At 40.9% G+C, this 12,084-nt stretch carries 13 protein-coding genes and 1 other annotated feature; of the genes, 3 read left to right on the top strand and 10 right to left on the bottom strand.

What is annotated here, in order from left to right; all coding sequences use genetic code 11:
* Nucleotides 1-37: 37 nt before the first annotated feature.
* The 3 genes from WAX86_RS05100 to WAX86_RS05110 all read left to right on the top strand — a co-directional run bounded on the left by WAX86_RS05100 (nt 38) and on the right by WAX86_RS05110 (nt 2,587).
* Nucleotides 38-1,633, top strand: a complete 1,596-nt coding sequence (locus WAX86_RS05100) for a Na+/H+ antiporter NhaC family protein (RefSeq protein WP_065170526.1) — start codon at nt 38-40, stop codon at nt 1,631-1,633.
* A gap of 153 nt (nt 1,634-1,786) precedes the next feature.
* Nucleotides 1,787-2,365, top strand: coding sequence for a thymidine kinase (locus WAX86_RS05105; RefSeq protein ID WP_005300162.1), 579 nt, complete (start codon nt 1,787-1,789; stop codon nt 2,363-2,365).
* A gap of 9 nt (nt 2,366-2,374) precedes the next feature.
* Nucleotides 2,375-2,587 carry a VF530 family DNA-binding protein gene (locus WAX86_RS05110; RefSeq protein WP_036764145.1) on the top strand — a complete coding sequence of 71 codons (213 nt, stop codon included), beginning with the start codon at nt 2,375-2,377 and terminating at the stop codon, nt 2,585-2,587.
* Nucleotides 2,588-2,690: 103 nt separating this feature from the next.
* On the opposite strand, the gene hisIE is transcribed toward WAX86_RS05110, so the two are convergent.
* From hisIE to WAX86_RS05160, 10 genes are all read right to left on the bottom strand, one after another.
* The gene (gene hisIE / locus WAX86_RS05115; RefSeq protein WP_044176072.1) at nt 2,691-3,311 is read right to left on the bottom strand and encodes a bifunctional phosphoribosyl-AMP cyclohydrolase/phosphoribosyl-ATP diphosphatase HisIE; all 621 of its coding nucleotides are present in this window, start codon (nt 3,309-3,311) and stop codon (nt 2,691-2,693) included.
* Nucleotides 3,308-4,081, bottom strand: coding sequence for an imidazole glycerol phosphate synthase subunit HisF (gene hisF, locus WAX86_RS05120; RefSeq protein ID WP_341489203.1), 774 nt, complete (start codon nt 4,079-4,081; stop codon nt 3,308-3,310). Before hisF ends, hisIE begins: the two co-directional genes overlap by 4 nt.
* A gap of 9 nt (nt 4,082-4,090) precedes the next feature.
* Nucleotides 4,091-4,828, bottom strand: a complete 738-nt coding sequence (gene hisA, locus WAX86_RS05125) for a 1-(5-phosphoribosyl)-5-[(5-phosphoribosylamino)methylideneamino]imidazole-4-carboxamide isomerase (protein WP_341489204.1) — start codon at nt 4,826-4,828, stop codon at nt 4,091-4,093.
* A 14-nt stretch (nt 4,829-4,842) separates the two neighbouring features.
* On the bottom strand, nt 4,843-5,469 hold the full coding sequence (gene hisH, locus WAX86_RS05130; protein WP_005300155.1) for an imidazole glycerol phosphate synthase subunit HisH: 627 nt from the start codon (nt 5,467-5,469) through the stop codon (nt 4,843-4,845).
* Nucleotides 5,469-6,542, bottom strand: coding sequence for a bifunctional histidinol-phosphatase/imidazoleglycerol-phosphate dehydratase HisB (gene hisB / locus WAX86_RS05135; protein WP_341489371.1), 1,074 nt, complete (start codon nt 6,540-6,542; stop codon nt 5,469-5,471). The genes hisH and hisB overlap by 1 nt, the downstream gene beginning before the upstream one ends.
* Before the next feature lie 12 nt (nt 6,543-6,554).
* Nucleotides 6,555-7,601 carry a histidinol-phosphate transaminase gene (gene hisC / locus WAX86_RS05140; RefSeq protein ID WP_065170254.1) on the bottom strand — a complete coding sequence of 349 codons (1,047 nt, stop codon included), beginning with the start codon at nt 7,599-7,601 and terminating at the stop codon, nt 6,555-6,557.
* 21 nt (nt 7,602-7,622) lie between these two features.
* Nucleotides 7,623-8,918, bottom strand: a complete 1,296-nt coding sequence (hisD, locus tag WAX86_RS05145; protein WP_341489205.1) for a histidinol dehydrogenase — start codon at nt 8,916-8,918, stop codon at nt 7,623-7,625.
* Between the two features lie 4 nt (nt 8,919-8,922).
* Nucleotides 8,923-9,819 carry an ATP phosphoribosyltransferase gene (hisG, locus tag WAX86_RS05150; protein ID WP_065170256.1) on the bottom strand — a complete coding sequence of 299 codons (897 nt, stop codon included), beginning with the start codon at nt 9,817-9,819 and terminating at the stop codon, nt 8,923-8,925.
* Between the two features lie 49 nt (nt 9,820-9,868).
* Nucleotides 9,869-10,007, bottom strand: a sequence feature (His leader region).
* 229 nt (nt 10,008-10,236) lie between these two features.
* Nucleotides 10,237-10,749 carry a YchJ family metal-binding protein gene (locus tag WAX86_RS05155; protein ID WP_080551733.1) on the bottom strand — a complete coding sequence of 171 codons (513 nt, stop codon included), beginning with the start codon at nt 10,747-10,749 and terminating at the stop codon, nt 10,237-10,239.
* Nucleotides 10,742-11,977, bottom strand: coding sequence for an HDOD domain-containing protein (locus tag WAX86_RS05160; RefSeq protein WP_341489206.1), 1,236 nt, complete (start codon nt 11,975-11,977; stop codon nt 10,742-10,744). The genes WAX86_RS05155 and WAX86_RS05160 overlap by 8 nt, the downstream gene beginning before the upstream one ends.
* Nucleotides 11,978-12,084 lie beyond the last annotated feature (107 nt).

Genomic DNA, 12,084 nt, shown 5'->3' on the forward strand with positions numbered 1-12,084 from the left:
AGTAGATCTCCAACCTGGATCGGTTGTAATAGAGATCATGAACTTTGTAGATTATTCCCATTCTTTAGTATCCATCTTACCGCCTCTGGTTGCGTTAAGTTTGGCTATTCTGACACGTCGTGTATTAATTTCATTAGGTGCTGGTATTGTACTAGGTGCTTTATTGTTAACCGACTTTTCATTAGGCAACACCTTTTCGTATTTAAAGCAGACGGCGACTGAGCTGTTTGTTGTCGATGGCGACCTAAATTATAGCAATTTAAGCATTTTGCTATTCCTTGTTTTATTAGGCATGACAACGGCACTATTAACTTTATCTGGTGGTACACGAGCATTTGCTGAGTGGGCTCAGACTAAAATTAAGAGTAAGCGTGGTGCAAAACTACTGGCTGCATTTTTAGGTATTTTCATTTTTGTTGACGACTATTTTAATAGCCTAGCAGTAGGTGCAATTGCACGCCCTGTCACTGACCGATTCTATGTATCTCGAGCAAAACTGGCTTATGTTGTTGATTCAACAGCAGCACCTATGTGTGTGATTATGCCTGCATCAAGCTGGGGAGCTTATATCATTACCTTAATTGGTGGCATTTTAGTTTCTCACGGTGTAACTGAGTACTCGCCATTGAGTGCATTTATGACACTGGCACCAATGAACTTCTATGCAATCTTTGCTTTAGCAATGGTCTTTGTAGTTGCTTGGTTCCAGTGGGATGTGGGCCCAATGAAGAAGCATGAAATGGCAGCAAGTCACGGTCGAGGCTTTGATGAAGGTGATTCTCTTGATGAAGCAAAATCATTAGATGAAGAGCTTGAAATTAAAGAGAGTGATAAAGGTCGAGTAGGCGATTTAGTATGGCCTATCTTAGTCCTTATTTTTGCTACCTTCTTCTTTATGATTTATACAGGTAATGAAGGTCTTGCCGCAGCAGGTAAGCCATTTGATATCTTGGGCGCATTTGAAAATACTAACGTAGGTAAGTCACTTGTTCTTGGTGGTACGCTAGGTTTGATTTGTGCACTTATTCCGGTACTTCGTCAACGTTTACCTATGGCTGATGTAACCAATACGCTATGGATTGGTGCTAAATCTATGTTTGGTGCTATTTTAATTCTGCTATTTGCTTGGAGCATCGGCAGTGTGATTGGCGATATTCAAACAGGTAAGTACTTATCAACGTTAGTACAGGGTAATATTAACCCAATGCTATTACCTGTTATTTTATTCTGTTTGTCAGGCATTATGGCATTCTCTACTGGTTCATCATGGGGTACGTTTGGCATCATGCTTCCTATCGCAGGTGATCTTGCGGGGGCAACGGATATTACATTAATGCTTCCTATGCTTGCAGGTGTTCTTGCTGGTGCTGTATTTGGTGATCACTGCTCACCAATTTCCGATACAACGATTTTGTCTTCAACCGGTGCGCGTTGTCATCATATTGATCATGTCGCGACACAGCTACCGTATGCTTTAGCAGTAGCGTTTGTTTCTGCTGTAGGTTTCCTTGTTTTAGGTATTACAGATTCACTACCAGTGAGTTTCTTAGCGGCAACACTGACCTTTGTTGTGATGTGTTTTGGTCTATCTTGGTGGTCTCGTCGCCCGGTATCAAGCACCAGCGCCGCATAATTACAGTCATCATCTTGCTTAAAGCCTGCACAGTTTGCAGGCTTTTTTTATTGTTGTGATCCAATCTTAATGATCTCGCTTTTCATTGTGGGGAGATTTCTGTAGCATCACGCTAATTTTGGATATGTATTTTCAAACGATTTGGGGAACCTAATGGCTCAAATGTATTTCTACTACTCTGCGATGAACGCGGGTAAGTCGACAACCTTACTACAATCATCATTTAACTACCGCGAACGTGGTATGACGCCTTTAATCTTTACGGCAGCGATTGATGATCGATATGGTAAAGGTAAAGTGAGCTCCCGAATTGGTTTGCAAGAAGATGCTGAACTATTCAATAATGCCGATGATCTTTATGCACAAATTACTGATATTCATAATGAGAAAAAAATAGATTGTGTATTAATTGATGAGTGCCAATTTTTAACTAAAGATCAGGTTTATCAATTAACTGAAGTGGTTGATAAATTACATATTCCAGTATTATGTTATGGATTGCGCACTGATTTTCGAGGTGAACTATTTGAAGGCAGTCGTTATCTATTATCATGGGCTGATAAATTAGTTGAATTAAAAACAATTTGTCACTGTGGTCGTAAAGCTAATATGGTTATCCGCCAAGATGAGACCGGCCGCGCAATTGCAGATGGGGATCAGGTTGAAATTGGTGGTAATGATCGCTACGTTTCCGTTTGTCGTACTCATTATAAAGAAGCGTTAGGACGTTAAGTTAATTTTATGACACAGAAAAATAATCCGTTACACGGTATAACGTTAGAGAAATTACTGACAGAGTTAGTTGAACATTATGGCTGGGATGAACTTGGCTACCGAATTAATATTCGTTGTTTTACTCATGATCCTAGCATTAAATCGAGTCTTAAGTTTCTGCGCCGTACAGAATGGGCTCGAACAAAAGTAGAGCAATTGTATCTTGATATGATTCGATAATATCTGTTTGTTGCGATAAGAAGTTATTGCGATAAGAAATGCCAGCGTTAATATGCTGGCATTTTTTCTCCTAATAAGACAGAAGCTATCTCTTATTATTTAGTTATTCATTGTGTCTTTGGTGTAGTTTATTTAATACATCCTGCAATGATAAGCCTTGATCTTGTAGTAGGACTAATAAGTGATATAGCAGATCTGCCGATTCACAAATTAATTCTTCTTTATCTCCTGAAGTTGCTGCTAATGCTACTTCTACACCTTCTTCTCCCACTTTTTGCGATATACGTTTGGTTCCTCGTGCGTATAAACTGGCGGTATAAGATGATTTTGGATCAGCCCCTTTACGACTTGCGAGTACTTGTTCTAATTGCTGTAAGAAAAGGGGAGAAGCGGCAGATAACTCAATGTCTTTATCATCAAAACAGGTTTCGGTATTTCGATGACAAGTTGGTCCTACCGGAATAGCTTGAATAAGTAAGGTATCTTGATCGCAATCGAGTTTTATCTCTTCAAGCTTTAATATATTTCCAGAACTTTCGCCTTTCATCCATAAACGCTGTTTAGTACGAGACCAAAATGTCACTTTATGAGTATCTAATGTACTACTGAGCGCGGCATCATTCATATAGCCAAGCATTAATACTTTTTGTGTCCGGCTATCTTGAACTATGACTGGAATTAAACCACCAACTTTTTCCCAATTAATCTCTGTTATTAAGCTCATAGTCGGATCTCCACATTTTGCTGTTTTAAATAGCGTTTTAATTGACCAATATTAATGATCTGCTTATGAAATACCGATGCTGCTAAAGCGCCATCAACATTTGTTTGATTAAAGGCTTGAGCGAAGTGAGACATTTCCCCCGCACCACCAGAGGCGATTAAAGGAACATGACAAACTTGCCGAATATTACTGAGCTGTGTGAGATCATAGCCATTACGTACACCGTCTTGATTCATCATATTTAGTACAATTTCACCGGCACCACGTTGCTGAACTTCTTTTACCCACTCCTCAGTTTGCCACTGAGTTATTTGAGTCCGTTTTTCATCCCCAGTAAATTGATAGACTTGGTACTGTTTAGTATTTACATCAAAATAAGAATCAATGCCAACGACAATGCATTGCACTCCAAACTTATCTGCCAACTCTGTAATAAGAGCTGGATTGGTAAGAGCGGGGGAGTTAATGGAAACTTTATCTGCTCCAAATTCTAATATTTGATTGGCGTCTTGAACCGTTCGTATTCCGCCTGCAACACAAAAGGGAATATCAATGACTTCGGCAACTTGTGATACCCAACTTTTATCGACAACTCGGCCATCACTTGATGCGGTAATATCATAAAAAACCAGCTCATCAGCACCTTCTTCAGCATACCGTTTCGCCAGTGGTACAATGTCACCAATGATCTCATGATTGCGAAATTGTACGCCTTTAACCACTTGTCCATCCCGTACATCTAAGCAGGGAATAATACGTTTTGCTAACATAAATTCTCCTTATTCCCGAGCCCAAAGTTGAAAGGCATCTTCTGCCGTAAAATGGCCATCAAGCAGTGCTCGCCCCACGATTACACCAGCTACACCACTATTTTTAAGTGCGGCAATATCATCAAGAGAGCCGATGCCTCCAGAAGATTGAAAAGCAATGGTTGGATAGTTACGACACAAATCTTGATAAAGGGCGACATTCGAACCTTGTAAAGTGCCATCACGGGAGATATCGGTGCATAGCACGTGTTGCAGACCGACGGTTAAATAATCCTCTAGTAGTGCCTCAATCGTGACACCAGAATCTTCTTGCCATCCAGAGACGGCAACATGGCGCTCACCTTGGTCATTAATATTAATATCAAGGGCAAGTACGATTTTGTCAGCGCCTAACTCCTGTATCCATTGTTTAACCTGTTGCGGATGCTTCACTGCGGTAGAGCCAATAACGACACGTTTAGCTCCTGTAGATAATAGCGCCTTCACATCTTCTAAATGACGAACGCCCCCTCCAATCTGAATATTGGCAGGTGTACTGGCTAAGATGCTAGCAATTAAGTCTAATTGTCTTGCTTGCGTATTTTTAGCACCGGTTAAATCAACAAGATGTAGCCATTGAGCTCCTGCCCGATAATAAAGAGCAAATTGTTCACTTGGATTCACTTTGTATTCGGTCACTTGACCATAATCGCCCTGATATAGGCGAACGACTTGGCCATCAATTAAATCTAATGCGGGTATGATCATTTTTCATCCTTGAATTAGAGCTCGAGAAAGTTCTTTAGTAATTGAGATCCGACTTTCCCTGAACGTTCTGGGTGAAATTGCACCCCATAAAAATTGCCACATTGAATGGCTGCGCTGAATCCTTGGCCATATTCACATTGCGCAATAGTTCTGCCTCCTTGAGCAAAAATAGGCATGGCATAGCTGTGAACAAAATAAAAATAACTTCCCATTGGAATATCAGCAAAGAGAGGGTGGCCGGGTTCTGGCGTTATGGTATTCCACCCCATATGAGGGAGAGGAAATCCCTGGCTATCGAGCTTAATGACAGGAGCAGAACAAATATCAAGGCATGGCACTTGTTGTTCTTTCTCATCTTTTACTTGTTCTAGCGAGTAACGACCTAGCAATTGCATGCCCAAACAGATCCCCAGTATTGGCTGAGTGATTTGTTTGATGAGCTGAATGAGGTTTCGTTGCTCTAAGTTTTTCATCGCTTCGGCGGCAGTTCCAACTCCTGGTAATAACAGTTTATCGGCGCTTAAAACAATTTCAGGGTCTTTACTGACGGTAACTGGATACCCAAGTCGTTCAATGGCAAATTTTACAGAAGCGATATTGGCGCATCCGGTATCAATAATCACGACCTGCTGCTGACTCATTACAGTACTCCTTTACTGCTTGGTAGTTCGTTACCTTCAACTTTGATCGCTTGACGTAACGTACGGCCAAAAGCTTTAAACAGACTTTCAATAATGTGGTGATCGTTTTGTCCACTAGAACTGAGGTGTAAAGTACACGCTAAGGTATCAGTTAATGAGCGGAAAAAGTGCTCAACCATTTCCGTCGATAAATCGCCAACTTGTTCTCGACTAAATGTGGCATCAAATTTTAGATATGGCCGACCTGAAAGATCCAAAGCACATTGAGCAAGACACTCATCCATGGGGAGCGAGAAACCAAATCGCCCAATTCCTCGTTTATCTCCTAAGGCTTTACGCAGAGCTTCTCCCAAAGCTAGGGCAGTATCTTCAATAGAGTGGTGATCATCAATGTGGAGATCGCCTGCAACATTTACTTCAAGCTGAAACCCGCCGTGGGTAGCGATTTGATCCAGCATATGGTCGAAAAAACCTAAGCCGGTGCTGATCTGATTTCCACCACCTTGATCTAAGTTTACTTTAACGCGAATGTCGGTTTCTTTGGTGGTACGAATAACCTCTGCGATCCTTGGGTTGGTGGTAAGATCTTTAACGATCTGCTGCCATCCCATTTGTTGCGGGTGATATTGAATACCTCGAATGGCCATATTTTCTGCCAGTTGCAGATCCGTTGGACGATCACCGATAACGGCACTTTGACTAAAATCGACTCGGCCTTGCTGAAGATAGGTTTTTACTAGCCCCAACTTAGGTTTGCGGCAACTGCAATTTTCATGATCAAAATGAGGGCAGATTAAGACATCGGAAAATTTCACTCCTTGGGAAGTAAAAATATCCATCATCATATTATGTGGCGCATCAAAGTCTGCTTGTGGATAGCTTTCGGTACCTAACCCATCTTGATTGGTCACCATTACCAGTTGATATCCTGCATTTTGTAGCTCAAGAAGAGCCGGAATAACATAAGGCTCAAGCTGTAATTTATCTAAACGGTCAACTTGAAAATCAATCGGTGGCTCAACAATTAATGTGCCATCACGGTCTATAAATAAAATTTTCTCTTGGCTCACAATCGACATCCTTGCTTATTGTGTTAATTGAGTTCGGATAAATGCGAGCGTTTTTTCACACTCATCACGGTTTCCGATACTGATTCGAATGCAGTTTTCAATCGGACTACGACGTAAAATAATACCGCTGTCCCACAGTGCTTTAAATAATGGCTCTGCATCTTCAAATTGCACCAGAAGATAATTGCCATAACCATCAAAGACGCGCACATTCGGTAGCATGCTTAAACCCGCTTGGAGATAGGCTCGGTTAGCACTGATATCAAGCACTTGAAATTTGGTTCGTGCTATTCCTGCCTCTGATAATGCGGCTATGGCAATATCAGCAACAGGAATCGGAACTGGGTAGGGAGCAATGACTTTTAGAAGTAATTCGATAACTTGTGGGTTAGCAAGGGTAAATCCACAACGAAGACCCGCAAGGGCAAAAGCCTTTGAGAGCGTTCGTAATATCACTAAGTTACTGTAGCGATCCAGAAGATTGGCAACACTTTCCTCGCTACAGAAATCAATATAGGCTTCATCGACCACCACTAAAGCACTATCTTGAGTACGTTCTAATAATGCTTCAATATCAGCTTTTGCTAATAGATTGCCTGTTGGATTATTTGGACTGCAAACAAAAACCAATTTCACGCGATCTAATTGGGCAAAGATAGCGGGTAAATCAAGTTGCCACTCTTTGGTTAAAGGTACAGCAATCGCATTAACATCAGAGGTTTGCGCACTGATGCTATACATACCATAAGTCGGGGGACAATAGAGGATTGCATCTTGATTTGGCTCGCAAAAGGCACGAATTAATAATTCAATTCCTTCATCGGCACCTCGTGAGGTTAGAACTTGTTCTGGTCGTACGCCAGCATAGTTTGCATAAGCTTCTATCAGTTGCGGCGGTTGACATTCACTGTAGCGGTTCAGTCGAGTATGGTTAATGTTGTACTCATTAGCAAAAGGGGATTCGTTTGCATTAAGCCAAATATCACCTTGCCCCCCTAATCGACGAGCAGATTGGTAAGGTGTTAACTCCTGTACTGTTTGTCTTGCTAATTTTTTTACCATGTTCATTTTCCTTGAAAAGAGTTAACACTGTGTTTGATATTGTTCAACTCGAATGGTTACCGCCCTTTTATGAGCATCTAAGCCTTCAGCATCGGCAATGGTTGTTACTGTTGGCGCAAGAGCCATAAGCCCCTCTGCACTAAGTTGTTGTACCGTCATTCGTTTTGAGAAATCGGCTAGCCCTAAGCTAGAGTAGGTTTTGGTATAGCCATAGGTTGGTAATACGTGATTAGTACCAGAGGCGTAATCGCCAACCGATTCAGGAGACCATAACCCAAGAAAAATAGATCCTGCGTTATCGAGTTTAGGTAATAGAGCTCTAGGATCTTCAGTTTGAACAATTAAGTGTTCAGGGCCATATTGGTTTGAGATGGCAATACACTGCTCAATATCTTGCGCCACAATCAGTAAACTGCTGGTAAGTGCCTTATCTGCAATAGTTGAACGAGATAACTCAGCCAGTTGTTTTTCTATCTCAATCGCCGTTTGTTGTGCAATGGTTTCATCTGGTGTTACTAAAACAACTTGAGAATCAGGCCCATGTTCGGCTTGGCTTAATAAATCAGCGGCAATAAAGGCAGGATTGGCACTGTGATCTGCAATAACTAATACTTCTGATGGTCCTGCAGGCATATCCATCGCCGCACCTTGGAAATCATTGCTAACTTGACGTTTTGCTTCGGTTACATAGGCGTTTCCTGGGCCAAAAATCTTATCAACTTTAGGTACGCTTTCAGTACCATAGGCCATGGCTGCAATAGCTTGAGCACCACCAATTTGGAAGATAGTGGTAATGTTACACAATTGCGCGACATACAAAATTTCATCAGAAATGGGTGGCGGGGAGCAAAGCACAACTTGTTTACAGCCTGCAATTTGAGCAGGAATACCCAACATGAGTACTGTTGAAGGTAAAGGAGCGCTTCCTCCTGGTATATATAACCCAACTGCATTAATTGGACGAGTGATCTGCTCACAAATAACACCGGGTTGAGTTTCCACAATCACGGGTTTGGCTTTTTGGGCTTGGTGAAATAGAGCTATATTGTCATAAGCTTGATTTAGAGCTTGTTTCATTGATTCGCTCAGACGATCACTGGCTTGTTGGATCTGCTTTGAGGTTATGGCAAGTTGCTTTAATGTTTGCTGATCAAACTTTTCTGTGAGTTCGAATAAAGCTTGATCTCCTGTTTCTCGAACCGAATTGATGACTTGAGTGACTTTGGCTTTAATCGCCGCGCCATCAGTAATGGCTGGACGAGTGAGCAATTGTTGTTGCTCTTGTTCGCTATATTGTTGCCAATAGACCGTTTTCATCGCGCTACTCCATCATTTTTTCAATTGGCAGAACAAGAATTGAGCTGGCTCCAAGCTCTTTTAGTTGCTCCATCGTTTCCCAAAATAGGTTTTCTGAACTCACAAGGTGAATGGCGACTTTGGTTCTATCTTGAGAAAGAGGCATCACCGTTGGGTCTTCAGCACCAGGAAGCAATTGTTTGATTTGGTCTAAACGATCCGTTGGGGCGTGAAGCATGATGTATTTTGATTCTTTAGCTTGAATCACACCTTGCATACGGGTGAGAAGGCGGTCTATTAGTGCTTGTTTTTCAGCACTCATTGGAATTTGGGCTTGAATTAAGGCTGCTTTAGAACGAAGAATGACCTCGACTTCTTTTAGGCCGTTTGCTTCGAGAGTCGCACCGGTTGATACTAAGTCACAAATAGCATCGGCTAATCCTGCTCGAGGAGCAACTTCGACCGAACCGTTAAGCATACAAGTACTAAATTGAACCCCACGTTCGTCCATATAACGTTTAACTAATTGTGGGTAGGTGGTTGCAATACGTTTGCCTTGTAGATCTTGAGGACCGCTATACTTAGCGTCTTTATCTATTGCGATAGAGAGACGACAGCCGCCAAAATCGAGACGACGCAGCTTTTTATAATCTGCGGGTTCATTGCGAGCAATTCGTTCAAGGCCTACTTCTTCTAATTCATTTTCACCAATAACACCCAGATCAACCACACCATCCATGATTAATCCTGGAATATCATCATCGCGTACTAAGAGTAGGTCAATGGGCATATTTTCAGCGTGAACAACCAGACGTTCACCGACCATGTTAAATTTTACGCCACATTGTTTTAACAAGTTCTGACACTCTTTACTCAAGCGTCCTTTTTTCTGTATTGCAATACGAAGTCGAGGTGTTTGCATAGTTATATTCCTTATATCAATCCATATAATCAGTTTGATCCAGTAAAAAACTGAAAAGCCCTCGGAAGATGAAGTTCTCTTCCGAGGGCTATAATGGCGCAATCCTTGCTAGCCTCTGGAAGATTATGCGATCTTCCAGGGCGATACGTATCCTCCCGAAAGATCAATCAGGATGATGATGGTGATGAATGTTAGTCTGGAAGATACGCATAATTATTTACTCAAAATTGAATGCTATTGATTAGCTTGTTATTCACACTAACTAAGCTACTCATGTTTTGCAACATTAATTTGAAGAAAAAATTAAATTTATTGTTAAGATTCTAGATGGCGAGAAAGAGAAAGATGAAATAAAAAAAGAGAGGATACCTATACGTTATCCTCTCTTATTCAATTGCGATTAAATGGTATGAATGATTATCCGCAGCACTTCTTATATTTTTTTCCGCTACCACAGAGACAAGGATCATTTCGACCTATTTTATTGCTGTTTGCTGGCTGAGAAACCGATTCTTCTTGTGCTTGTGGGTATTCACCGTCGATGTAGAACCACAGTTTATTGCCGTCGACTTCTTCTTGTAAAAAACGAGAACGCTCTTGGAGTACATACTCATCTTTTCCATCTTGATAATACGCTTTAAATTCAACGAAGCCTTCACCGGATGGGGCGATTTCGCTATTTAGAACATCAAGTCCAAGCCAAGTTGAATGTACTGAATCGGCAATGGCATCACGATATTGTTCCGCTTCACAACTTGGGTGATAGGTTGCCACTACAAAATCCACCAAACCTAAAACATGAGCACTGTAACGAGCTCGCATCAATTGCTCTGGGTGAGTTGCATGAGCGTGGTTTTGATGAACTAACTGACAGCATTGAGCGAGAGACTTTTGGCTGCCACATGGGCACGATAATAATGAATTAGTCATTTACTTGTTGCCAATTTTTTTCAAAAGTTGTCGCCCATTGTACCGATTCTAAGTAGAGCTCAGCAATGGATTCTTCTTTCAAGCCAAGGAAACGATTGTAATAGTTCACTGTATCCCATTGTGCGTTATCAAAAGCTTCAGCCAATTGTAGAATGTCGCCCAATTGTCCTGTTCTTTCAATTAGAGCGTCTTTAACATCTTGGGTTAGAGGTAAATTATTCACCAGATCCGTTAACGGTTGGTCCAATAAGGAGTCTAACAATGAAAACAGTCCAGTAAGAAAGGCTTGATTACCATCGATATTGTTATTAACTAACTTACTTAAGCTTTCACAAAAATGCGCTCTTTGTAGTGATAAGTTATGTAAAGCTTGAGGTTTAGCTTGTAACGCATGTGATGTTACGACAAACGTAATAAATCGACGTAATTTCTCTTCTCCAAGATAAACCAGGGCTTGTTTAAATGAAGCGATAGGTTTTGCTCTATTTGAAGTCATCATATTTACATGACGCAGTAATTTATACGAAAGTGAAACATCTGTTGCGATGATCTCTTCTACTTTGTCATAGTTAACTTCGTCGACACAGATCTCTTTAAGTAAACGAATCGCGGTTAATGCTGAAGGCTTAAGAGACTTTCTCTGTAGCATCTCCGGTTTACTGAAAAAATACCCCTGAAATAATTCAAACCCTGCATCTTTTGCGGCAATGAATTCTTCATAGGTTTCTACTTTTTCTGCAAGAAATCTAATATTTGTACGTTTTTTGTAATGTTCAATAAACCGTGCTGCTTTCTCGATAGGCAGAACACGAATATCAAATTTAATAATATGGATATAAGGTAAAAAACGGTTCCATGCTTCACTTGGCATAAAATCGTCTAAAGCTAGGGTGTATCCTTTTTTATACAGGTTGATGACCGCATAAAACAGCTCATTAGTCGGTTGGCAAGACTCTAGAATCTCAATCACAAAGCTTTGCTTAGCAAATAATAAAGGGGTGCCTTTAATTAAACTATCATAAGGAAAGTTTACAAATGCTCTTTTTCCCGAAGTGATGTGTACCGGGCCAGCAAGACTAAAGAAATTGTCATTGAGCAGCTGATTAGTCGCTTGCTCTTCATCGACATTTGGGTAACTGTTTTGTGGTCCATCTCGAAATAGCAACTCATACCCAACAGTTTTCCTTTCTGTATTGAGGATAGGTTGTCTAGCAATGTATGAGAACATGGATGAATTCAATTGTATCTTTCAGTCATTTTTATTACCCCAAAGTATAAATCAGAATGCAGATTAGACCTATACCTTTACTTGAGATGTCACCCTAATATCTATAA

It is taken from the genome of Photobacterium damselae subsp. damselae (assembly GCF_038086725.1).
Classification (GTDB): Bacteria; Pseudomonadota; Gammaproteobacteria; order Enterobacterales; family Vibrionaceae; genus Photobacterium; species Photobacterium damselae.

Bases quoted from the DNA above. Each gene is read 5' to 3' on its own strand.
- WAX86_RS05100 (WP_065170526.1), top strand. From the start codon at position 38: ATGAACTTTGTAGATTATTCCCATTCTTTAGTATCCATCTTACCGCCT.
- WAX86_RS05105 (WP_005300162.1), top strand. From the start codon at position 1,787: ATGGCTCAAATGTATTTCTACTACTCTGCGATGAACGCGGGTAAGTCG.
- WAX86_RS05110 (WP_036764145.1), top strand. From the start codon at position 2,375: ATGACACAGAAAAATAATCCGTTACACGGTATAACGTTAGAGAAATTA.
- hisIE (WP_044176072.1), bottom strand. From the start codon at position 3,311: ATGAGCTTAATAACAGAGATTAATTGGGAAAAAGTTGGTGGTTTAATT.
- hisF (WP_341489203.1), bottom strand. From the start codon at position 4,081: ATGTTAGCAAAACGTATTATTCCCTGCTTAGATGTACGGGATGGACAA.
- hisA (WP_341489204.1), bottom strand. From the start codon at position 4,828: ATGATCATACCCGCATTAGATTTAATTGATGGCCAAGTCGTTCGCCTA.
- hisH (WP_005300155.1), bottom strand. From the start codon at position 5,469: ATGAGTCAGCAGCAGGTCGTGATTATTGATACCGGATGCGCCAATATC.
- hisC (WP_065170254.1), bottom strand. From the start codon at position 7,601: ATGGTAAAAAAATTAGCAAGACAAACAGTACAGGAGTTAACACCTTAC.
- hisD (WP_341489205.1), bottom strand. From the start codon at position 8,918: ATGAAAACGGTCTATTGGCAACAATATAGCGAACAAGAGCAACAACAA.
- hisG (WP_065170256.1), bottom strand. From the start codon at position 9,819: ATGCAAACACCTCGACTTCGTATTGCAATACAGAAAAAAGGACGCTTG.
- WAX86_RS05155 (WP_080551733.1), bottom strand. From the start codon at position 10,749: ATGACTAATTCATTATTATCGTGCCCATGTGGCAGCCAAAAGTCTCTC.
- WAX86_RS05160 (WP_341489206.1), bottom strand. From the start codon at position 11,977: ATGTTCTCATACATTGCTAGACAACCTATCCTCAATACAGAAAGGAAA.